Genomic DNA, 25,752 nt, shown 5'->3' on the forward strand with positions numbered 1-25,752 from the left:
TACTGTTGCAAATCGCTTGATCAAGTTGATAACATTCAATAAGAATTACGGCTCAATTTAGAGCCATTGCAATCAAATTATTGAGAAATTTTATTAAAAATAATATACCTTAGATTACAGAGGTTAGATTGTAAAAAGATTATGTTTTTATGTGTAACAAAGTAAGAAGGTTAAATATAGCCACCCTAACTGCTAGTAAAATCATCAACAATCAGGTATACTAACCTTCAGTGAAATCTTTATCAATCAGGTATTGGTGATTGAGTCCGCACCCAAATGTAACTGCCAAGAAGCGCAGTTGAAAAGTGCAAATTTTTCACAAACCCTTTTAGCTAATTTCATTCCCCCAAGGCGAATTGGTGCATAATGATTAACCGCCAGAGAGAAGTATTATCATTAAGTCCACACCATACAGCGACACTTGTGGATGTCTTACGTGCATGGACGCAACAACGAGGTGATTCTCTAGGTTTTGCTTTTTGGCAAGATGACAAACAGGAGGATTTTACCTATGGGGAGTTAGACCACAAAGCACGAGCGATCGCAGTGCATTTACAAGCTATGCGCTGGCAGGGAGAACGTGTATTATTAATGTATCCTCCAGGGTTGGAATTGATTGCAGCTCTTATGGGTTGCTTTTATGCGGGTGTGGCGGCAGTGCCAGTTTATCCACCTCGTCGCAATAATAACATGGCGAGGTTGTTGGCAATTACGGCAGATGCCCAAGCCAAAGGTATTCTGACTACAGTATCCCTAGAAGATTCTTTAAAAGAGGTAGTTAAAGGTACTTTAATTGAAACTTTGCCGAAAGTTGCTACAGATGGCATGATTTTATCTGTAGGTGAAGCTTGGCAGAATCCTCGACTGACAGCCGATAGTCTGGCTTTACTACAATATACTTCTGGTTCTACCGGCACACCCAAAGGTGTGATGCTGAGTCACGGTAATTTGCTGCATAACTTAGGGCAAATTTATCAACGTTTTAGACATTCTGCTAGTACCCACGTTGTCAGTTGGTTGCCACCTTATCATGACATGGGTTTGATTGGGGGAATTTTGCAACCTTTGTATGGTGGTTTCCCTGTCACCTTGATGTCTCCTGTAGCTTTTCTACAAAAACCCCTGCGTTGGTTGCAAGCAATTTCTCAAACTCAAGCTACCACAAGCGGCGCACCGAATTTCGCCTATGAAATGTGTGTCCGCAATATTCGTCTTGATGAATGTCTTGATTTAGATTTGAGTAGTTGGGAGTTAGCGTTTACAGGTGCAGAACCAATTCGCCGGGATACATTGGAAAGATTTGCTACGGCTTTTAAAGTTTATGGGTTTCGGCAAGAAGCGTTTTATCCTTGCTATGGTTTAGCTGAGGCGACTTTGTTCGTCACGGGGAAAACTAAGGATAATTTAGTATTTAATCATACTTCTCAACCTCTTGTTAGTTGTGGTTCTCCCAGTTATGAGCAGACTGTAATTATAGTTAATCCTGAATCTCGACAACCTTGTGTAGCCGGGGAAGAGGGGGAAATTTGGGTTAAGGGTGCAAGTGTCGCCCAAGGTTATTGGCAAAATCCCCAGGAGACGGAAGCAACTTTTCAAGCGGCGTTGGCTTCGGGAACTGGTGGGTTTTTACGCACGGGGGACTTGGGTTATTTAAGCTCTGGTGAGTTGTTTGTCACTGGTAGGATTAAAGATGTTATTATCATTCGGGGACGAAACTATTATCCTCACGATATTGAAGCGACTGTTTCCCAATGTCATCAGGCTTTAAGTGCTTACTGGGGTGCGGCGTTTACTGTGGAAGTGGACGGGGAAGAACGGTTGGTGGTGGTGCAGGAGGTGGAGCGTAGTAGTTGGCGTAAGCTTGATGAGGATGGGATGATTACGGCGATTCGGGGGGCTATTTCCCGTGAGTTTGGGTTGCAGGTGTATGGGATTTGTTTGTTGAAGCCGGGGAGTATTCCGAAGACTTCTAGTGGGAAGGTGCAGCGTTTTGCTTGTCGGGAGGGGTTTGTTAATTCGGGGTTGGATGTGGTTTGTCGCTGGGAGTTGTTTCGCGCATTCGCGGAGCGTCCCGCAGGGAAGGCGCAAAGACGCAAAGAGGAGAAGAGGGAGAAGATAGTGGATGGGTTGATTGGGTGGTTACGGGATTATGCGAACCATCATATTAATTCGCGGTTGATGGATGAACGGCGTTGTATTTCTCCTCATGTGGTTTTGGATTTTGGGAATAAGGGTTTGTTGGGGATGCAAGTCCCGCGTTGTTATGGTGGGTTGGGTTTGGGATATACGGACACCATCAGGATTATACAACAGCTTGGGGCGATTGATCCGACTTTGGCTTTGTTTGTGGGGTTGAATAATGTTTTGGGGGTGCGTCCTATATTAATGTATGGGACGGATGCTTTGAAGGCGGAACTTTTACCGATTTTGGCAACGGGGCGGGAATTGGCGGCTTTTGCACTGACGGAAACTGGTGCAGGTGCGAATCCTCAAGCTATCCAGTCGCAAGCGATTAGTGATGGTGATGGGTGGTTGTTGCGGGGTGAAAAGATTTGGAGTGGTTCGGCTGCTTGGGCTGGTGTGATTAATGTGTTTGTGAAACATCAGTCGGGAATTAGCGGCTTTGTGGTGCGTCGGGGTAGTCCTGGTTTGCGTCAAGGTGCGGAAGCGTTGACGATGGGAATGCGGGGAATGGTACAGAATACGGTTTATTTGGAAGATATTCCGGTGACATCAGCGCAAGTTTTGGGTGAAGCTGGGAAGGGGATGAATGTCGCTCAAGATGCCATGATGTATGGAAGGTTGGCGATCGCAGCTGCTTGTGTCGGTGGGATGCAACGTTGTGTACAATTAATGTGGCGTTATAGTGGACGGCGACAAGTCGCTACGGGTAAGTTACTTGATCATCCTGTGGTGTTGCATCGTCTGCAAGAATTGACGAATGCAATTACAGCCGTGCAGAGTTTGGTGATGCGGGTAGGAGAATTACTCGACCAAGATTATACTGTCCCCGCAGAAGTTTATGCAGCTTGTAAAATCTCTGCACCGGAATTTTATTGGCAAGCAGCTGATTTACTGGTACAAACTTTAGGGGGACGGGGATATATAGAAAGTAATATTGCACCGCAAATTCTCAGAGATGCTAGAGTTTTGCGGATATTTGAAGGACCGACAGAAACTTTATGCGGGTTTTTGGGTGCGCGTGTTCTCAAACAAGGTGAGACGCTGCAAAATTTCCTCTGTCAAACTTTGGGTGCGGTAGAAGTAGGACAAAGATTAAAGAATGCTGTCGATACAATTCGAGAACGTTTCTTTGATGATGCTAACATTACGGTGCAGCGTTGGGTTTACCATCAACTCGGTAAACTCGCAACTGAAGCGATATTATGGGCTGTATTAGATGAGCCATCAGCAACAGCTTGGGTAAAACATCGCTTTGATGAACAACTCCAAGAAATTTTGAGTTTCAACACCGACAACTTATTATTTCTCAGTTCCCAAAGTTTAGTACATCACCTCAACGAATATACAAAAACCATCGGTGATATTGAACAAAACTTGGCTGGAGAAGAACAGAAGTTAGATGAATTATTGCGTCAGTCTGGAGAAAGTCCCCAGTTCATTCCCACAACAACCGATTTACCAGCATCCTCGGAGATTCAAACCTGGTTGAAAACTTGGATATCTCAAAAATTACGTCAGCCAATTTCTACTATAGATGTAAATAAAGCCTTCGCTGATTACGGTATGGATTCCGTCACAGCCATAGAACTAACCCAAGATTTACAAGAATGGTTGAATACCTCTCAACCATTAGATGCGACTATCGCTTGGAATTTTCCCACTATTAATGCTTTAGCTAATTATTTAGGGGAAGTCTCCCAGGAAAATTCTGTACCTTCAGATAACAACTTGGATGACTTGTCTACTACAGATATAGCACAACTCTTAAGCCAAGAAATTGCGATCGCTCGTTACCGTAAACCTCAAATGAAATAAGTTTCGCGCAAAGGCGCAAAGACGCAAAGGTACAAAGTTTCTATCTCCTCTGCGTTCATCTGCGTTTATCTGCGTTTAAAAAAACTCCTATGAATAACTCACCCAACTACCAAACATTGCTCAAAGACGCACTCGTAGAAATGCGACAACTACGAGCCGAAATCACAGCCTTAGAAGCACAACAAACCGAACCCATAGCTATCATTGGGATGGCTTGTAGATTTCCTGGTGGTGCAAACAACCCCGAAGCATTTTGGCAATTGTTACGGGATGGTGTGAATGCAGTCGGTGAAATTCCTGCTCAACGTTGGGATATAGAGAACTACTACGACGACAATCCTGACACCCCAGGGAAAATGTACACTCGCTACGGTCATTTTATCGACCGAGTAGATGAATTTGATGCTCAATTTTTCGGGATTTCTCCCCGCGAAGCTCAAAGTCTCGACCCCCAACAACGTCTATTATTAGAAGTTAGCCACGAAGCTTTAGAACGCGCTGGACAATCGACGCAAAAAATTAAGGGTAGTAAGACATCTATATATATAGGACTATGTTTTGATGACTACGCCAAACACAGCCTTTCCCATCCCACACAAATTGATGCTTTTAGCAGTTTAGGTAACACTCGCAGCATCGCCGCCGGACGTATCGCCTATGTGTTGGGGTTGCAAGGGACAGTAATGCAACTAGATACAACCTGTTCTTCCTCCTTGCTAGGGGTACATTTAGCTTGTCAAAGTCTCCGCAATGGTGAGTCTGACATGGCTTTAGCGGGAGGAGTGAATTTAATTTTATCCCCAGAACCGATGATTGGCATTTGTAAATTGAAAGCCTTAGCAGTTGATGGACGTTGTAAAACCTTAGATGCGGCGGCGGATGGTTATGGACGCGGTGAAGGTTGTGGGATTGTCGTCTTGAAAAAATTGCGAGATGCGATCGCAAACCATGACCCTATCTTAGCAGTAATTCGCGGTTCGGCAGTCAATCACGATGGTAGCAGCAACGGTTTAACAGCCCCCAACGGCACAGCCCAAGAAGCTGTCATTCGCCAAGCTTTGCAAAACGCTCAAGTCGAACCGCACCAAGTCCAGTATAGTGAACTGCATGGAACAGGTACAGTTCTCGGCGACCCCATCGAAGTTTTAGCATTAGCTAAGGTACTCGGTGAAGGTAGAACTTCTCATCAACCCTTATCTATTGGTTCAGTGAAAACCAACATCGGACATTTAGAAGGTGCAGCTGGTGTAGCGGGATTAATTAAAGTCATCTTGGCACTGCAACACCAACAAATTCCCGCCCATGTCAATTTTCAACAACCAAACCCCTACATTCCCTGGCAGAAATTACCCGTCACCGTCCCGACTCAGTTAACTCTGTGGCAAAGTGAAAACAGTCAACGCATCGCCGGTATCAGTTCCTTCGGAATGAGTGGAACGAATGTACATCTAATATTAGAAGAATTTACCCCTGTTCCACATTCCCAGGAAGACACAGGATATCATCTACTAACCATATCCGCCAAAACACCCCAAGCATTGCGGGGACTTGTAGAAGAATACATCAAATACTTTGCTTCTCAACCGGAAGATAACTTAGGTGATATTTGCTTTACTTCCAACATCGGGCGATCGCACTTCCCTTACCGCGTAACGATACCCGCCAATTCTTATAATTCAGTTTATGAGCAATTATGTAATTATCTGCACAATACCGCAAAAACATTTGATAGTCAACTAATTTCCCCAAATCCGCCCAAAATCGCCTTTCTCTTCACCGGACAAGGTAGCCAATATCTCAACATGGCCAGGGAACTCTACGACACCCAACCCTACTTTCGTCAACAAGTTGATAAATGTTGTGAATTATTGCATCCCCACTTAAATATAGATTTACCTGAAATTTTATTCACACCAGAAAACAAAATAAATTCTTCCCCCTACACCCCTACACCCCCACACCCCTACACCCTTTCCCAAACCATCTACACCCAACCCGCCATATTCGTTATCGAATACGCCTTAAATCAACTGTGGCGACACTGGGGAATTACACCTGATTTTCTCATAGGACATAGTTTAGGGGAATATGTCGCCGCTTGTATTGCTGGTGTCTTCACCTTACCAGACGCAATCAAACTAATTGCTAGCCGCGCTCAGTTGATGCAACAATTGCCTGAGAACGGAAAAATGTTAGCTGTAAGTGCATCAGCCACAGAAATCGCCGAATATATTCAAGCATATTTTAACAGGATTGCGATCGCTGCCATCAATTCCCCAGATAATACAGTAATTTCCGGTGAACAGACAGCCATTGCACAACTAGCAGAAATCCTGCAAAATCAGGGAATCAAAACTACACCCTTATCAGTTTCCCATGCTTTCCATTCTCCCTTAATGGAGACAATGGTAGAAGAATTTAGACAAATCGCCGAGAGTATCACCTTTCATCTTCCCAAAACACCGATAATTTCTAACATCACAGGTAAACTGATTGGTGAAGAAATTGCGAACGCCGAGTATTGGTGTCATCACATTTTACAACCCGTACAATTTGCACTGGGGATAGAAACATTAACCCAAGAGAACTGCAAAATCTTTCTCGAAATTGGAGTAAAACCCACCCTGCTGAGTATAGCTAAAACCTGTTTATCAGCAGCAGAAAATTATTCCTGGTTGCCCAGTTTACGTCCTGGACAAAGTGACAGACAAACAATCTTATCCAGCCTCGCATCATTATATATGCAAGGTATAGATATCAACTGGGAAAACTTCACCGACAACCAACCACATCAACGAGTAATTTTACCAACCTACTCATTTCAACGCCAGAGATTTTGGGTAGACAAACCTGAGTTTACCCCACCCCAACCTTATAAAGGGGAGGGAGTAAGTCAGCATATTTCTGATATCCATCCTTTACTGGGACAGAAACTACAACTAGCCAAATCAGAAACCATATATTTCCAAAGTCAAATTTCCCCAAACAACCCAGACTTCCTCAAACAACATCAAGTCATGGGTAATAGTATCATGCCAGCCGCCGGCTATATCGAAATAGCAATAACAGCAGCAGAACAAATATTTCCATCCAACACCTACAACCTACAAAACATCCAAATCATCCAACCCTTACCCACCAACCAAGAAATCACCCTACAACTAATCCTCACCCCCCTAGAAAAACAAACCTACCAATTTGAAATCCTCTCTCTCTGCGCCTCTGCGCCTCTGCGTGAGAAAAAAAACACCCATATAACCCACGCCACCGGAATCATCCAAACCTCCCCACCCCTTCCAGACTCCCCCCAACTCCCAACAACCTGCACCCAAAAAATCGACCCCACCACCTACTACCAAACCTGCGAAAAAGTAGGAATACAATACGGAAAATCCTTCCAAGCCATTCAACAACTGTGGCGAGGAGAAAACCAAGCATTAGGCGAAATAAAACTCTCACCAGAAATCGACATAAAACCCTATCAAATTCACCCCATAATTTTAGACGCTTGCTTACAAGTAATGGGAGCAATTTTCCTCGACTCCCAACCATTAACAGCCTACTTACCCGTAGCCATAGAACAGTTCCAATGGTATGGAGAAAAACACCAAACTCACCTTTGGAGTTACGTTAAACTGCGAGAAAAATATATCGCCGATATTCAAATATTCAATGCTGATAGAAAAATCATAGCCACTATCACAGGCTTAAAAATTCAGCCAGTCAAACAATTAAATAACTGGCAAGATTGGTTATATAGTATTGCATGGCAAGAAAAACCCCTAACTCACCATCACTTACTAACTCCCACTAAAGTTAGTAACTCATCAATATTAAATCAGTCAGAATTAGATAATTATTTATCCCTATCATCCCAACTAGAAAAGCTGAGTGTCGCTTGCATATTACAGACATTACAACTTAGTCAAGAATTGGGTATAGTAACCCAACATAAAAAACTATATCAGCATTTACGGCAAATTCTCCAAAACCAAGAACACAGAGAAACACCCCCCAGCTTTACCCAATTACGTCAAACCTATCCCAACGCCACATCAGAATTAAACTTACTCGAACGCTGTACCAGCCATTTAGCAGAAGTCTTACAAGGAAAAATCGACCCATTACAATTATTATTTCCCAACGGAGACTTCAGCGACTTAACGCACCTTTACCAAAATTTACCCATTGCCAAAATGATGAATACCTTGGTAAAACAAGTAATCATCACAGCCATAGCAGACATTCCACCAGAACAACCCCTGCGTATTCTCGAAATAGGCGCGGGAACTGGCGGAACTACCGCACATTTATTACCAGAACTCGCACAAAGAAACATTGAATATTTCTTCACCGACGTTTCACCCTTATTTCTCAGCAAAGCACAGCAACAATTCGCCAATTATTCCTGTGTGCGATATCAATTATTTGATGTCGAAAAACCTCCCGCTACCCAAGGCTTCACAGAAAATAGCTTTGATATCATCATCGCCGCTAACGTACTCCACGCCACCCAAGATTTACGGCAAACTCTAAATTACATCAAGCAACTTTTATCAAGAGGTGGTTTACTAATCTTATTAGAAGGAGTACAGCAAGTATGGTGGTTAGACTTAATATTTGGTTTGACTGAAGGCTGGTGGCGTTTCCAAGACTATGATTTACGTCCTCATCATCCCCTAATTTCCAGCGAACAGTGGCAGAAATTATTAACACAAGAGGGTTTTGAGTCTACAACCTTACTCAAAACCATAGGAAACCAAGCAGTAATTACCGCGCAAACTCCAAAATTACCAGATAATTGGTTAATTTTGGCAGATAAACAAGGACTAGGACAAGAACTCGCCACTCATCTACAAAGCCAAGGAGTAACTTGTCATCTAATTTTTGCTGACTCAGAACTTCCCAACCTTCCCACACCAGCATCACACCTAATTAACCTCTGGGGTTTAGACGTACCCCCACCGGAAAAATTAACCACAGAAGAATTGATCAAACAACAAAAGATCCTCTGCGAAAGCCTGTTATATTTGCTACAAAATAATGTGAAACTTTCTCAATGGTGGCTAGTCACCCAAGGAGCAGTAAACACAGGTGAAGACGCTTCTATAAAAGGACTCGCAGCCACAACATTGTGGGGGATAAGCAAAGTAATACAACTAGAACATCCAGAAATCAAATGTCACTGTTTAGACCTAGAACCCACTCAAACCCCCACAGAACAACTAGATATTCTTTTAAAAGAACTCCTCAGCAACTCAAGAGAAACACAAATCGCTTGGCGCACCAAAACCCGATACACCCCAAAACTCACCCAAAACTCTCTTTGCGCCTTTGCGCCTTTGCGCGAAACAAACCACCAACTAACCATCTCCAAGAGAGGAACACTAGAAAACCTAACCTTCCAAACAACTCATCGCGTCTCCCCAAACCCAGGAGAAATAGAAATCCGCATTCAAGCCACAGGCGTAAACTTCCGCGACATATTAAACGCCTTAGACTTATACCCAGGCGAACCCGGAATGCTAGGCTGTGAGTGCGTCGGCGAAATCGTAGCCATCGGTAGAGACGTACATCATCTACAAATCGGACAAACAGTCATAGCCTTAGCCAGTGGTAGCTTTAGCCAGTATGTCACCATCAAAGCTGCGATCGCAATCCCCCTCCCCCAACACTTAAATATCATCGATGGCGCAACCATACCAGCCGCCTTCCTCACCGCCTTTTACACCCTACACCAACTAGCCAAAATTCGCCCCGGTGACAAAGTTCTCATCCATGCTGCTGCGGGTGGTGTGGGACAAGCAGCCATCCAAATCGCCCAACTAGCAGGTGCAGAAATATTTGCTACCGCCAGTCCCCAAAAGTGGGAAACCCTGCAAAACTTAGGCGTAACTAATATTTTCAACTCACGCACCCTAGATTTTTCCGCCCAAATTCTCACCCAAACTCAAGGAGAAGGTGTAGATATCGTCCTCAATTCCCTCCGTGGTGATTTTATTGCTGCAAGTTTCGCTGTTCTCAAACCCCAAGGAAGATTTGTAGAAATTGGCAAAATTGATGTGTGGACAGAGGAACAGGTAAAACAAGTCAAACCAGCTGCAAATTACTTTTTGGTAGATTTAGTTGACTTGTGCCACCAGCAACCTCAACTGATACAGAATATGTTACAGCAGTTAGTGGAGGAATTTAAGCAACATCGACTGCAACCCCTAGCTGCAAAAGTATTCCCCATGACACAGATAGTAGATGCTTTCCGGTATATGCAGCAAGGTAAACATATTGGGAAAGTAGTAGTAGATTGGGGACTGGGAAATTCTCTATATCCTCTCAAAGAGAATTGTACTTATTTAATTACTGGTGGTTTGGGTGGCTTGGGCTTACTCGTAGCGGAATGGCTGGTGAAAATGGGTGCTTGTCATTTGCTGCTATTGGGACGCAATGCACCTACACCTGATGCAGTGTTAAAGATTCAGGAATTAGAAACTACTGGTGCGAGAATAGCGATCGCCCAAATAGATGTATCCCAAACAGCAGCCTTAAGCAACATCTTGACAGAAATTGAAAACTCTGCATATCCCCTAGCCGGAATTATCCACGGGGCGGGAGTATTGGATGATGGCGCGTTATTACAAATGAACTGGGAACGCTTTCAAAAAGTCATGGCGGCGAAAGTCATGGGGGCGTGGAATCTGCATACATTAACCCAACACCTACCCCTAGATTTCTTCGTCCTCTTCTCCTCAGCCACCGCCCTATTCGGTTCACCGGGACAAGCAAACCACGTAGCTGCAAACACATTTCTCGATACCCTAGCCCATTACCGACAAACCCAAGGCTTACCCGCCATGAGTATTAACTGGGGAATTTGGTCAGAAATTGGTTCAGCTACCCAAGCTACCAAGCAAATGCAGCAAAGAGGAATTGAAGCGATCGCACCAGCCGATGGTATTCAAATTCTACAACACCTCATGACCCAACCCCTCACCCAAATCGGAGTAGTACCCATTAATTGGCAAAAATTCCCCATTAACTCACCCTTTTTCGAGAATTTTTACCCAACTAACAACCCAGAAACCAGCCAAACACCACCCCCCAACACAGATTTACTAGAAAAGCTATCTCAACTAGATAAACAAACAGGTTACGAACTACTCGAAACCTATCTTCAAGAACAAATAGCCAAAGTCTTAGGTTTCCCACCCCATGAAATTAACCCACACACCGGATTTTTCGACTTAGGAATGGACTCACTCACAGCCATCGAATTCAAAAACCGCCTCCAAACCAACCTAAAAATCACACTCCCCTCAACAATAGCCTTCGACTATCCCAACATTCAAACATTAGCCCACCACCTCAACAATCAACTACACCCCCCAGAATCCCAAACCGAACTATCCACCGCAGAAATCGCCCAACTACTAGCCCAAGAACTAGAACAACTCAACTGAATCAATTCGCAATTAAACTTCTTAAACCTCCGCGCCCCTTTGCGTTTCCCTCCGCGCCCCTCTGCGTTTAAAAAACCATGACACAAGACTACCGCCCCCTCATCCAAAACGCCCTCAAGCAAATCCAAGACTTGCGGGAAAAACTAAAAGCTCAAACCGAACCCATAGCAATAGTTGGGATGGGCTGTCGCTTCCCTGGCGGTGCAGACACCCCCGAAAAACTGTGGCAATTATTACGCAATGGACATGATGCAATTACGGAAGTGCCGAGCGATCGCTGGTCTGTAGAAACCTTATACTACAACAACCCCGCCACCCCTGGCAAAATGTCCCCCCGTTACGGCGGTTTCATTGGACACTTAAAAGAATTTGACGCAGACTTTTTCGGTATCGCCCCAAAAGAAGCCATTTCCCTAGACCCCCAACAACGACTATTATTAGAAGTCACTTGGGAAGCCTTAGAAAACACAGGTATCTTACCCGAACAACTTACAGGTAGCCAAACCGGAGTTTTCATTGGTATCAGCAGCAACGACTACACCACCCACCTATTAAATCGTCCCCTTACAGACATCGATGCTTATTTAGCCACAGGAAACTCCCACAGTACCGCAGCCGGTCGAATTTCCTACATCTTAGGATTCACAGGCCCCTCCCTAGCCGTAGATACCGCCTGTTCCTCCTCCCTAGTCGCCGTACATCTCGCCTGTCAAAGCCTCCGCCAAGGAGAATGTCAACTCGCTGTAGTTGGTGGTGTAAATCGCATCCTTTCCCCAGAATTTACCATCAACTTTTCTCAAGCGCGGATGCTAGCCGCCGATGGAAGATGTAAAACCTTTGATGCTAAAGCTGACGGCTTTGTCAGAGGTGAAGGCTGCGGCGTAATCATTCTCCAAAAACTTAGCGATGCTCAAGCCGCCAGAAATCCTATACTAGCAGTGATTCGGGGTAGTGCCGTCAACCAAGATGGACGCAGTAGCGGCTTAACCGTTCCCAATGGACTCTCACAACAGGCTGTAATTAGACAAGCCTTAAAAAATGCGACTGTAGAACCTAGTGATATTACTTATATAGAAGCACATGGAACAGGTACAGCCTTGGGAGATCCCATTGAAATTGGGGCGTTAGGGGCTGTATTTGGCGAAAGTCATCAAAAATCGCCTTTATTAGTAGGTTCACTCAAAACCAACATCGGACATTTAGAAGCAGCTGCGGGTATAGCCGGGTTAATGAAAGTAGTGCTGGCGTTGAAACATGGAGAAATTCCGCCACATTTGCATTTTGAACAACCAAATCCCCATATTCCTTGGGAACAGTTCCCCATTCAAATTCCTACCACTTGTACACCTTGGCATGGTAAAAAATTAGCTGGGGTGAGTTCTTTTGGCTTTAGTGGAACTAACGCCCACGTGATTTTAGCAGCTTCAGAAATTCAAAATCAAGAGAAAGAAAATAATATAGAACGTCCTCTGCAAATTTTAACTTTATCAGCTAAAACTGAAACAGGATTAAAACAACTAGCGCAAAGCTATATTAGCCATTTCAATGATAATGATTGGGCAGATATTTGTTATAGTGCAAATACTGGGAGAACTGAATTTGAATACCGCCTTTCTATCATCGCGGATTCCCTCACCACAGCCCAAGAAAAATTAAATTGTTTCATCAAAAATGAAGCAACAACAAATCTATTTACAACTAAAGTAAATTCTCAACCTCGCCCCAAAATCGCCTTCCTCTTCACCGGACAAGGTTCACAATATCAAAACATGGGTTGGGAACTATATCAAACTGCACCTTTATTTCAACAAACAATAGATAAATGCTGTGAATTATTGCATCCTTACTTAGATGTAGATTTACGTTCAATTCTATTCACAACAGAAGATAAAACAAATATTTCCCCCTACACCCCTACACCCCTACACCCCTACACCCTTACTCAAACCCTCTACACCCAACCAGCATTATTCATTCTGGAATACGCACTGTGTCAACTGTGGCTATCCTGGGGAATCAAACCTGACTTCCTCATAGGACATAGCATTGGCGAATATGTAGCCGCTTGTATCGCCGGAGTTTTTAGTTTAGAAGATGGCTTAAAACTAATTACCGCCCGCGCTCGTTTAATGCAGGAACTACCACAAGGTAAAATGGTAGCAGTAGCAGCCAGTGCATCTCAATTACAAAACCTTTTATTACCTTATCATCAACAAGTTTCTATTGCCGCAATTAACGCACCTAATAATACAGTAATTTCCGGTGAAACCTCCGCCATTGAGAAAATTATTGCCGTTTTAACGTCCCAAAATATTCAAACCACAGCTTTATCAGTATCCCATGCTTTCCACTCACCAATGATGGCAGCAATGTTAGGAGAATTTGAAAAAATTGCTGCTATTATTAATTTTCATCCGCCAAAATATCCCATCATATCTAATGTTACAGGTAATTTAATTAATTCAGAAATTTCTACTCCTGAATATTGGTGTCGTCACATTCGTCAACCAGTACAGTTTCTCGCTGGTGTCGAAACCCTCATTCAACAAAATTGCAGCATATTTTTAGAAATAGGAGCAAAGCCAATTTTACTACAAATGGCACGCTCTGTTATTGCCCAAGCCGATAAATATTTATGGCTACCAAGCTTACAACCCAAACAACAAGATTGGCAGGTAATACTATCAAGTATTGCCGCATTATATGGCAGAGGAGTAAAATTTGATTGGCAGAGATTTGACCATAATTATAACCGCCAACATTTAGATTTACCAAATTATCCTTTTCAAAGACAAAGGTTTTGGGTAGATATTAAACCAAACAGTAAAAATTATGATTCATCTGCAAATAATAGCATTCATCCCTTATTAGGACAAAAATTAAACTTATCTAAATCTACTGATATATACTTTGAGCAACAACTGACTGACAATCATCCTAATTATCTACAAGATCATAAAGTATTTAACCAAATTATCTTACCTGGAGCGGCATATTTAGAAATAGCACTAGCTGCGGGAAAGGAAATCTTTCAAGATGATAGTATTTGTTTAGAAACAGTTAATTTCCAACAAGCTTGTATTTTAACTCCAGATAATCCCAAAAATATCCAATTCATTCTGAAGAATAATCATGAATTTGAAATTCTCAGTAGCACCTCAACAAATGATTGGATAACTCATGCTACTGGTAAAATACAACCTCACAGCAATATTCCTCAAAACCAGCAGATAAATCTTGGAGAACTGCAAAATACATTCACCCAAATCACCGACATTACCGACTTTTATCAAACCCTCAACCAAGTAGGAATAGATTACGGTGAAACCTTCCAAGCTATTACCAGAATTTGGCATCATGAAAATCAAGCTTTAGCAGAAATTCAGTTAACTTCAACTTGTAATTGTCGTGATAATTATCAATTTCATCCTATTATTCTCGATGCTTGTTTGCAAACCATAGCAGCTATTTTTTACAATCAACCTACACCCTCTAATTCTTCACAAACTGTAGAGACGTTTCATGAAACGTCTCTACATATTCCCCCTTCCCTAGTAGGGAAGGGGGTTAGGGGGTTAGGTTTCAATTTAAAAAATCAAGTTTACCTACCTATTGGTGTAGATAAGTTAAAAATTTCGCAACCAATCGGCGAAGCAGTTTGGAGTTTAGTTAAATTACGTAATCAAGATAAAAATTCCCCCATTTTAATCACAGATATTCAAATTCTGTCACCAGTAGGACAAATAATTGCTGTAGTGGAAGGATTACAACTCAAAAAAATCCAATCATCAACTATTACAGATTGGCAAAATTGGTTATATGAAATTGAATGGAGAAGTGAACCTTTAAGCATCACCTCTGATAGTTCTCTCACCTCTCCAGCAGAAATAGCCCAAGAATTAGCACCTAAGTTCACAGAACTATTAACAACAGAGGAAATTAAAACTTACGCCCAATTACTACCACAACTAGAAGAATTAAGTCTTTACTATATTTCCCAAGCCTTACAAAATATAGATATTTTATCAGCAGAAATTACCCCGCAACATCAGCAATTATATACACACCTACTTTCTCTCATCAAAAATCAACCTAAATATGAAAAACCCCAACTTTCCCCAACTCAACACCCACAAATAACCGCCGAATTAACTCTCATCGAACGTTGTGGTACAAACCTAGCTAAAGTTTTGCAAGGAGAATATAATCCTGTAGATTTGTTATTTCCCAAGGGAGACTTAACAACTCTCACCCAACTCTATCAAAATTCCCCTGGTGCGAAGGTAATGAATACCTTAGTACAACAAGCGATAAAATCAGCTTTACAAAAACTACCTCCAGGGGAAAAAGTAAGAATTTTAGAAATTGGTGCGGGTACTGGCGGAACAACAGCTTATGTTTTACCTGAACTCGTCAACAAATCTGTAGAATATGTATTTACAGATATTTCACCTTTATTTTTAGCAAAGGCGCGTCAGCAATTTTCAGAGTATGAATTTGTAAGTTACCAAACTCTAAATATTGAACAATCTTTAAACAATCAAGATGTTAACCCTCATAGGTTTGACATAGTAATTGCAGCTAACGTCTTACACGCCACAGAAAATTTAAGTCATACAATTACTAATGTTAAATCATTACTCAAAAATCACGGTTTACTCATCCTTTTAGAAGGGACAATTCCTAGTATTTGGATAGATTTAATTTTTGGTTTAACTGAAGGTTGGTGGCGTTTTCAAGATAAAGATTTACGCCCACATCATCCCCTGATTTCGACTGACGCTTGGCAAAGTTTATTAGAAACACATAGCTTTACCAACATTGCTAATATTACGCCTGATTCAGTTTTCCCAGAAGCATTAGCCCAACAAAGTGTAATTGTGGCACAAAATACCCCACCCCAACCCTCCCCTTATAAAAGGGAGGGAGAAGAATGGTTAATTATTACAGATTTACCAGCATGGGAAGAAGCTATAAAACAAAAATTACAATTGCCATATTTTACCTTCAAACCTTCAGATAACATTGCAGATTTTCTCCATCAATCTATCAAACAAATCATTTATATTGCTAGTTGTCAAGACAGTATTAATGAATGTAATAATGTTCTTCACCTAGTCCAAACCCTAATTAAAAACCAACATTACCCCATCAACCTTTGGTTAGTAACTCAAGGTGCTGTCAATCCCCACACCATCACAGGATTAAATCAATCTTCTGTTTGGGGAATGGGTAAAGTCATCCGTTTAGAACACCCAGAATTAAATTGTCGTTGTGTCGATTTAGACCCCACACAAGAACTATTTACCCAAGTTGAAAACCTCGTTTCTGAAATTAACCATCCTGGAGAAGAAGCACAAATCGCTTTACATAAATCTGGGCGCAAAGTAGCTAGATTAACTCACTGCACTTATCAAATTCTCCCCGATGAACCTTATCATTTAACAATTAACAAACGCGGTGTACTTACATCCTTAAAATGGCAATCTTCACCCCGTCGTCAACCCCAAACCGAAGAAGTAGAAATTCAAGTAAAAGCCACCGGATTAAATTTTATTGATGTTCTCGATGCTTTGGGATTACTACCTTTTGAACGTAACTGGTTTGGTGTGGAATGTGCTGGTGAAGTTGTCGCCATTGGTGAAGGAGTCACACATTTAAATGTCGGTGATGCTGTGGTTGCACTGGCTACTGACAGTTTTAGTCAATATGTGACAACTAACGCTAATTACGTCATCAAAAAACCAGATTCCTTGAGTTTTACAGCAGCAGCTACTATTCCCGCCAATTTCCTCACTGCTGCTTATGCTTTACGGGAAGTTGCCAAAATTCAACCAAAACAACGCATCCTTATTCACGCGGCGACTGGGGGAACAGGAATGGCTGCTTTACAAATCGCCCAACAAGCAGGTTTAGAAGTCTTTGCTACAGCTAGTCCTGGGAAATGGGAGATTTTACGCGCTTTAGGTGTACAACATATCTTTAATTCGCGTACCTTGGATTTTGCCGAGGAAATTTTGGAAATCACCCAAGGGGAAGGAGTTGATATTGTATTTAACTCTCTGTCTGGTGAATTTATCCCGGCTAGTTTATCGGTACTCAAACCCCAGGGACAATTTATCGAAATTGGTAAACGGGGAGTGTGGAATGCAAAACAAGTTGCTCAAGTCAAGCCTAATGTTGCTTATCATCTAGTGGATTTGATGAGTGTTGCTCAACAACAACCCCAAATAATCCAAACCTTGTTACATTATCTCATGGCAGAGTTTTCTACAGGGAAAATGCGATCGCTTCCTCAAACCATTTTCCCCGCCACCAAAATAGTCGCAGCGTTGCAGATGATGCAACAAGCCCGACATATTGGTAAAATTGTCATTGCCCACACACCCACTGAAACAGTACAACCCCATGCAACCTATTTAATTACAGGGGGAATGGGCGGTTTAGGTTTACGTGTAGCCCGTTGGTTGGTAGAAAAAGGTGTGAAACATCTTGTACTTTTGGGACGTAACCAACCAGATACAGACGCACAGCAACAAATTCAAGCCTTACAAGCAACTGGGGCTAAAATTATTACCACTCAGGCGGATGTCAGCCAAAAAGACCAATTAGCAGCAGTTTTGGCAGATATTCAGCAAAACTATCCACCTTTGCGGGGAGTCATTCACGCAGCCGGAGTTTTAGATGATGGAATTTTACAACAATTAACTCCAGAGCGATCGCACCGCGTCATGAATCCTAAAATCACCGGTGCTTGGAATCTCCACCAATTAACGCAAAACATCCCCCTAGATTATTTCATCATGTTTTCTTCCGCAGCTTCCCTATTAGGTTCTCCAGGACAGGTAAACCACGTAGCTGCAAATACCTTCCTCGATGCTTTAGCCCAATATCGCCGCCATCAGGGATTACCTGCACTGAGTATAAATTGGGGTGTATGGTCAGATATTGGTGCAGCCGCTAAAAGACAAGTCTCTAATCAAATGAGTTCACGGGGTATCGGTGAAATTACTCCCGACCAAGGTATAGATATTCTAGAATTTCTCCTCACCCAATCTTCCACACAAGTAGGGGTAATTCCCATCAATTGGTCAGAACTGCTCAAGCAAAAATTATCCTCACCTTTCTTTAGCGATTTTTACAACCAAACTTCAGCAACCACCACTCAAAATCAAACTTCCCAGCTAATAGAGCAAATCAAAACTTTAGGGATAAAAGAACGTATTTCATATTTGAGAAATTACCTACAAACAGCAGTAAGTCAAGTTTTAGGTTCGTCCTCATCTCAACTACCAGATGTGCAGTTAGGATTTTTTGATATGGGGATGGATTCACTGATGATGATAGAGTTGCGGAGTCGTCTAGAAACAAGTTTAAAGCAAACAATTCCTTCTACAGTGTTGTTTGAACATCCCACCATCAACGCTTTAGCTGAATATATCGCTAACGAATTACTATCACAAAAAGCTGTAATTTCCACAATTACTGAACAGCAGAATCCTACTTCTTCAGATGTCACCTCTGAACAGAGAATTGAAATGTCTATCACAGCAGAATTAGCAGCCCTAGAAGCTCTATTAAGTAGCTAAACAGAATATAAAACCAATTCGCAATGGACTAACGTCCCGCTCCGTTGGCGCAGCCTCTGTCTACGACACGCTCCGCGAACGCAGAGAAGACAGCAATTCGCAATAAATCTTGCAAAAGTCAGAAAATGAGATGTGTCATTCTGAATGAAATATAGAATCTTTGAGATGTTTCGCTTTGCTCAACATGACACCTTAAGCATTTATGCAAGAGGTCTAATAATTACACCATATCATTGCTAATGGAGCTTCCCCTTGACTTTGTTATCTTTTTATGAAAATATACATACTGTGTATAAATAAATAATAGTTCATTAAAGATTTCAGGATATTTATTGTAAATTCAAGGGTTTAAGACCCCTACGTCTACACGTAGTATCAGTTGATTTTGGGTTTAAATCCCCGACTCCAACTGTATTTAATTTTGAATTTTGTTAGCGCAGCGTTAGCGAGTCCGCGAGCGTCATTTTGAATTTTGAATTGTTAATTAGGGGGTCATCGTGTTTATAGATTTATTTCTAAGTGGCGGAATACTATTAAATAATAGTGTAGCAATTCAAGGAAATTTAACTGGTTATAAAACTAGCCAGTTAGATATGGTGAAAACTATATCACCCAGCCTTTTACAGGCTAACAAAAATCCCCTAGAGTTACCTACAAATTCTGAAGAAGTCAAAATTACAAACAATTATCCAATTACTCTTCAACAAGCTGTAGAACTAGGGCAAAAAAACAATAATCAGTTACAGGTAGCATTACTGACGGTAGAACGCAGTCGATATGTACTGCGCCAACGGGAAGCGGAAGCTGGTTTATATCCCACGGTTAGTTTAAATGCAGGTGTGACATATCAAAAGTTAGCTGAAGGTCAACTTCAGCAAGAACAATTGCGGCAACAGTTAAGTGATGCTAGAGAGAGAGACTCTAATCTTTCTTCTAACTCAGAAGCAGCAACTTCTACTTTTAACGGGAGAGTGCAAATCATTCAAAATCTCAAACCAGAAACATCCCAGAGAAAGATAGCTGAAGAAGAAATAATTGTCAATGAGTTAGAAGTAGAGCGTCTGTCTGAAGAAATTCGTTTGAATATTGCCACAGATTACTATAATCTACAACAGGCAGATGAAGAAGCACGGATTGCTTTGTCCTCTGTAGAAAATTCCCAGGCTAGTTTACGAGATGCAGTAGCTTTAGAACGCGCCGGCGTGGGGACAAGATTTGATGTTTTGCGATCGCAAGTCAATTTAGCCAATGCTCAACAAAGGTTGACTCAATCCATTGCTAGACAACAAACCACTCGTCGTCAGTTAGCGGCTCGGTTAAATTTATCGCAAACGACGAATATCAGTGCAGCTGATCCCGTGCAAATAGCAGAGTTGTGGCAAAAAAGCTTAGAAGAAAGTATTCTTCTAGCTTTTCAAAACCGTCCTGAACTGCAACAGGAACTAGCGCGGCGCAAAATTGCCATAGAACAAACATCCACACCAGATGCAACTTACAATTCTTTTATCAATTACAATCTCCTTGACCGATTTAATGATCAAGTTGCCATTACAGATGGTTACGCAGCAGGACTGAGCATCAATAAAACTTTATTTAATGGGGGAGTAACCAGAGCCAGGGTAGCTCAAGCAAAAGCGGATATTGCGATCGCAGAAACAAGATTTGCCGATCAAATTGATCAAGTCCGGTTACAAGTAGAGCAAGCCTTTTTTAACAAGCAAGCCAATTTAAAAAATATCCAAACCGCCGACACAGCCTTAGAACAAGCTAAAGAATCTTTACGCCTTGCAAGGTTAAGATTTCAGGCGGGTGTGGGGACTCAAACTGATGTCATCAACGCTGAAAATGAGTTAACACAAGCTGAAGGAAATCGACTTACCGCAATTTTAGATTACAATCGCGCTCTGGTCAGTTTAAAACGAGCCGTTGCCGGAAATCGAGTTAAATCTACTTAACTACCTTTAAACTTTGGAGAGTCGTATCACAACAACCGCTAATAAATCCGCCTTGCTCTTGAATATGCTGTAAATATTCCAGCACAGATGATGTAATAACTTCCCCAGGAATTAACGCCGGAATTCCTGGGGGATAGGGACAAACAATTTCCGCACAGATGCGATCGCAACTCTCTAACACAGGTACAATTTCACTAGCAGCAAAAAAAGCCTCACGGGGAGAAATTCGCTTTAACTCTTGCTCCCTACAAGGGAAGGAGTTGGGGGTTAGGTTCGAGAGTTTGGTAGGGTGCGTCAGTATGTATCTTTTCTGGGTATAGTTGGGTTCTATCGCATTGACGCACCCTACATTGTGGATATTTTTTTGTCTGGAAGTCCCTAAACTCCTAAAACCCTGCACCAACTGCTCAATATCATCTGCTGTGTTACCCAAACTAATAATAAAAGTAATATTTTGCAGTGTAGCAAACTCCGCCGTTACACCCTGTGCATCCAATATTTCCTCCGCCTCAAACCCCGTCAAACCTAAACCAGAAACCGTAACAGTTAGCCGTGTTCTATCCAAATCTACAAACCCAGGTGATAAACAACCTTCTTCTGGTAACTGCAAAACTGATAAACCTGATATTTGACTGATTCTAGTTCTCGCATCATCTGCAAGCTGCAAAGTGCGAGACATGAGTTCTTTCCCCTCCATCGCCATTTGCTGACGTGCCGCATCGAGGGAAGCTAACAATACATAACTGGGACTGGTAGACTGTAAAAGTTGCAAAGCTTTACTTACTCGGTCAATATCTATCCTCTCACCTTGGACGTGCAGCATTGATGCTTGTGTCATTGCACCGAGTACCTTGTGAATCGACTGCACAGTTAAATCTGCACCGGCGGCTAAAGCTGGGGTAGGTAGTTGGGGATGAAAAGCAAAATGTGCGCCGTGGGCTTCGTCTACCAGCAAAGGAATATGATATTCATGGGTAATGTGAGCGATCGCCTGTAAATCTCCACAAACACCGTAATATGTCGGGTAAACTGTCAACACCGCCTTAGCATCTGGATGTTGTTCCAGAGCAGCTTGTAAGCTCTCAGGCGTGATACTGTGGGCAATATCTAAAACTGAGTCATATTCAGGGTTAACGAAAATTGGCATTGCACCAGAGAGAATTAAACCAGCGATCGCAGATGAATGCACATTACGCGGCAAAATTATCTTATCCCCTACACCACAAGTAGCCAGAATTGCCGCCTCAATTCCACAAGTAGAACCATTGACTAAAAACCATGTTTGTGAAGCACCAAAAGCCGCAGCCGCTAACTGTTGCGCCTGTTGAATTACCCCTTGAGGTGCAGATAAATTATCTAAATCAGCCAATTCTGTTAAATCAACACCAAACACATCCCTACCCAACAAATCAGCCAAAGGTTGAGCAATTCCTCGTCCCCGCTTATGTCCTGGGGTGTAAAAAGCAGCGTGAGGACGAGCAGCACAGTTTTTTAAAGCTTCTAGTAAAGGTGCTTGGTTTTGATTCATTAATCTGACTCGTAAATTAATTTTTTGACTTGTAAATCAAGTTTTTGACTTGTAACGCTGTGATTCTCGCCAACGAATTAGATAGTGGGGGGAAATTGAAGACATCCACCACCGTTATTTTCTCCAGAGTGACGCAAAGCTCTAAAAGGGATTAATTTTGAATTTTGAATTTTGAATTTTGAATTGTTAATTGTATCTTGCTCTGTTTCTAGCTAAAATAACACTTTTGGGCATAGCTATTTGGGGAGATGTCAACAATTCCAGTTTTCATCTAGTTTGAGAAGGTTGAATAATTTATGAGATGAATCATGATTCGACCTACAGTTATTACTATCCCCGAACCGCAAGTTCCCAACCCTGAGCCAAACCCATTACCAGAACCAACACCCACACCAGAGCCTACAATTCCCCGTCCCTTTCCTGAGCCTGTACCAGAACCAGTACCTGCTCCCATTCCCCAACCAGCACCTGCTCCCATTCCCCAACCAGTACCTGCTCCCATTCCCCAGACTATACCAAGTCCTGTTTAGTTTAACCCTGTCCATAAACTCAAAATCTAAAATCTAAAATGCTAAGAGCCGGAATTGTCGGACTTCCCAACGTCGGAAAATCTACTTTATTTAATGCTGTAGTTGCTAACGCCAAAGCAGAAGCAGCTAACTTCCCGTTTTGTACCATTGAACCCAATGTCGGCGTTGTTGCAGTACCAGACGAACGCTTAAACGTGCTTGCTAAAATTTCCGGTTCAGCACAAATTATCCCCGCACGAGTTGAGTTTGTGGATATTGCTGGCTTGGTGAAAGGTGCTAGCCAAGGTGAAGGACTAGGTAATCAGTTTCTCTCTCACATTCGGGAAGTTGATGCGATCGTTCATGTGGTACGTTGTTTTGAAAATGATGACATTATCCATGTCGCTGGTTCAGTTGACCCAGCGCGAGATATTGAAATCATTAATCTAGAACTAGGTTTAGCAGATTTATCACAAATAGAACGTCGCATTGAACGCACCCGTAAGCAAGCACGTACTAGTAAAGAAGCACAATTTGAAATCACAATCTTAGAAAAATTAGCTGCGGCTTTAAATGAAGGTAAATCAATCCGTCAAGTCAGTTTAACTGATGAAGAAGCCGAAATTATTCAAGGCTTAGGAATGCTTACTAATAAGCCAATTATCTACGCTGCAAATGTATCTGAAGATGACTTAGCAACAGGTAATGATTTTGTAGAACAAGTACGAAAAATTGCATCTCAAGAAAATGCTCAAGTCGTAATTGTCTCTGCTCAAGTAGAAGCGGAATTAGTAGAATTACCAGAAGAAGATAAAGCTGATTTTCTGGAATCTTTGGGTGTGAAAGAAGGTGGTTTAAAATCTTTAATTACTGCAACATACACCCTATTAGGGTTGCGGACATATTTTACCTGTGGTCCAAAAGAAACCCGCGCCTGGACTATTAATGCTGGGATGTCAGCACCTCAAGCAGCAGGTGTAATTCACTCCGATTTTGAACGTGGCTTTATTCGCGCTGAAACCGTTGCTTACAATGATTTAGTCACAAACGGTTCAATGAATGCAGCCAAAGAAAAAGGTTTAGTACGGAGCGAAGGGAAAGAGTACACTGTGCAAGAAGGGGATGTAATGTTATTCAGATTTAATGTCTAATTGTAGAGACGCGACTTACCGCGTCTTAATTCATCACTTTTTGATCTATCCCACTTCCAAACCAGGATTTCAAAGTCTCTCTCCTCGCAGGAGAGAGATTTAGAGAGAGGTTTTCCAGATACCGTGAAAAGTTAGATTCCATATTTACAAAACATCATCACCCAAAATGTAAATATAACCGCCTAAATTTTCATCATCCGTACCTACAACTACGCCACCATCTGCACCGGGAATAAGTTCTATAGCTTCGATATTTTTATAACTAATTTATGTTTAAGGTTTTTCATTAATAGCTCTGCTATTGAATGCAATAAAAATAACATAAAGGTAGCGATCGCCTTAAAAAACCCAAAAGCACAAATATTTTACGCCATCCTACTACCTTGGTGTATTATATTTTGGTGAACTTATTAAGAATATTTCCTATTTAATCTATGGTTTTCTTGTTTGGTATTGAACATGAAGTAGCTTTCCTCAACCGAGAGGGAAAGTTTGCAGATTTTACCTGTACAAAATTTGCAGATTTTGCTCAAATTATCGACAAACTGCCCATTTATGCTGATGACCATCTGCAATTGCGTGTGGGTGATGCTGGTATTAGAACCAAGAGATGGTACATCGAAGGATTTGAAAGATTCGCAGATTCTGACAAGGTAATCGATTGTACCTCAAAAGGTATAGAAATTAGAACCACAATCCACTCTCATATTCAGGGAGCGATTCAGGAATTATCCGCCAGTTTTGATTTACTACGTGAGGTAGCTGTTGAATTGGGCTTTTCCCCAGTGTTAACTAGTTTTAATCCCTACAAAACAGCTTTTGAACCCAACCCACCATTAAATGAATACGAAATTCAGCAGTTACAGGCTTATCCTGATGAACAAACTGCTTACATTTACATGGTTTCATACGGGCCAGACTTAAATATTTCAGTCCCAGATTTACCAATTGAACAGGTAATTGATATTGGTAAAAAGTTGACTTATTACAGTCCTTATATTGTACCTTTTAGTTATAGTTCTCCTTTTTATAACGGCACACTTTGGCAAGGCTTATCAGTCAGAACATTTATCAGAACTGGTAAAAGATCAGCAGCTTTAGTATTTGTTCCAGAAGAGGAGCAACTAATTAAGAGTGTGCCATCATTAACAAAAATTGCCCGTCTACCAGCCGAAATAGGACGGATTGAATTTAAAGCTTTTGATAGTTGTGATGATTTTTCTATTTATGCAGCACTATTAGCATTATTAAAGGGTCTAATATTAGATGAATCTTTAATTGGTAGAGCCATTACACCAGACGCATCTCTACACCAAATTTCAGCAAAAGAAGGCTTTGGCAACGAAGATATATTAATGAATGCTAGAGAAATTTTGCAAGCAGCAGAAGTTGCCCTAGGAGATGATCCAGATATTAAATTATTAACACCATTGAAGTTAATGTTAGAACAACGCCGAACAAAATCTCATGAGTTAATAGAAGTTTTCCAGCGTTTAGGCTCTATTGAAGATGCACTCAAGCAAACCTATTAATAGGGGATAGGTGACAGGTGATAGGTGACAGGTGA

8 protein-coding genes are annotated in these 25,752 nt (G+C 41.8%); 7 read left to right on the plus strand and 1 reads right to left on the minus strand.

Going from position 1 to position 25,752, the window contains the following annotated elements:
- The first annotated feature begins 366 nt into the window (after positions 1–366).
- The 4 genes from L6494_RS13330 (at position 367) to L6494_RS13345 (ending at position 20,997) form a co-directional block, all read left to right on the plus strand.
- Complete coding sequence (locus tag L6494_RS13330) at positions 367–3,999, plus strand: AMP-binding protein (RefSeq protein WP_237995630.1); 3,633 nt, start codon at positions 367–369, stop codon at positions 3,997–3,999.
- Between the two features lie 89 nt (positions 4,000–4,088).
- Positions 4,089–11,453: a type I polyketide synthase gene (locus L6494_RS13335; protein WP_237995632.1), complete on the plus strand. Its 7,365-nt coding sequence runs from the start codon at positions 4,089–4,091 to the stop codon at positions 11,451–11,453.
- Between the two features lie 77 nt (positions 11,454–11,530).
- Positions 11,531–19,042, plus strand: a complete 7,512-nt coding sequence (locus tag L6494_RS13340; protein WP_237995634.1) for a type I polyketide synthase — start codon at positions 11,531–11,533, stop codon at positions 19,040–19,042.
- A gap of 497 nt (positions 19,043–19,539) precedes the next feature.
- Positions 19,540–20,997 carry a TolC family protein gene (locus L6494_RS13345; RefSeq protein WP_237995635.1) on the plus strand — a complete coding sequence of 486 codons (1,458 nt, stop codon included), beginning with the start codon at positions 19,540–19,542 and terminating at the stop codon, positions 20,995–20,997.
- Here the strand turns inward: L6494_RS13345 and L6494_RS13350 are convergent.
- Complete coding sequence (locus tag L6494_RS13350) at positions 20,990–22,525, minus strand: aminotransferase class I/II-fold pyridoxal phosphate-dependent enzyme (protein ID WP_237995637.1); 1,536 nt, start codon at positions 22,523–22,525, stop codon at positions 20,990–20,992. The two genes, L6494_RS13345 and L6494_RS13350, sit on opposite strands and share 8 nt — an antisense overlap.
- Before the next feature lie 308 nt (positions 22,526–22,833).
- On the opposite strand from L6494_RS13350, the gene L6494_RS13355 reads away from it, so the two are divergent.
- From L6494_RS13355 to L6494_RS13365, 3 genes are all read left to right on the plus strand, one after another.
- Positions 22,834–23,055 carry a hypothetical protein gene (locus L6494_RS13355; protein WP_237995639.1) on the plus strand — a complete coding sequence of 74 codons (222 nt, stop codon included), beginning with the start codon at positions 22,834–22,836 and terminating at the stop codon, positions 23,053–23,055.
- Positions 23,056–23,093: 38 nt separating this feature from the next.
- Positions 23,094–24,185, plus strand: coding sequence for a redox-regulated ATPase YchF (gene ychF, locus L6494_RS13360; protein WP_237995649.1), 1,092 nt, complete (start codon positions 23,094–23,096; stop codon positions 24,183–24,185).
- Positions 24,186–24,619: 434 nt separating this feature from the next.
- Positions 24,620–25,717 carry a glutamate--cysteine ligase gene (locus tag L6494_RS13365; RefSeq protein WP_237995651.1) on the plus strand — a complete coding sequence of 366 codons (1,098 nt, stop codon included), beginning with the start codon at positions 24,620–24,622 and terminating at the stop codon, positions 25,715–25,717.
- Positions 25,718–25,752 lie beyond the last annotated feature (35 nt).

This window comes from Nostoc sp. UHCC 0870 (assembly GCF_022063185.1).
Classification (GTDB): Bacteria; Cyanobacteriota; Cyanobacteriia; order Cyanobacteriales; family Nostocaceae; genus Trichormus.

Excerpts from the sequence above, each read along its gene's own strand:
- L6494_RS13330 (WP_237995630.1), top strand. The coding sequence starts at position 367 with ATGATTAACCGCCAGAGAGAAGTATTATCATTAAGTCCACACCATACA.
- L6494_RS13355 (WP_237995639.1), top strand. The coding sequence starts at position 22,834 with ATGATTCGACCTACAGTTATTACTATCCCCGAACCGCAAGTTCCCAAC.
- L6494_RS13350 (WP_237995637.1), bottom strand. The coding sequence starts at position 22,525 with ATGAATCAAAACCAAGCACCTTTACTAGAAGCTTTAAAAAACTGTGCT.
- L6494_RS13335 (WP_237995632.1), top strand. The coding sequence starts at position 4,089 with ATGAATAACTCACCCAACTACCAAACATTGCTCAAAGACGCACTCGTA.
- L6494_RS13365 (WP_237995651.1), top strand. The coding sequence starts at position 24,620 with ATGGTTTTCTTGTTTGGTATTGAACATGAAGTAGCTTTCCTCAACCGA.
- L6494_RS13340 (WP_237995634.1), top strand. The coding sequence starts at position 11,531 with ATGACACAAGACTACCGCCCCCTCATCCAAAACGCCCTCAAGCAAATC.
- ychF (WP_237995649.1), top strand. The coding sequence starts at position 23,094 with ATGCTAAGAGCCGGAATTGTCGGACTTCCCAACGTCGGAAAATCTACT.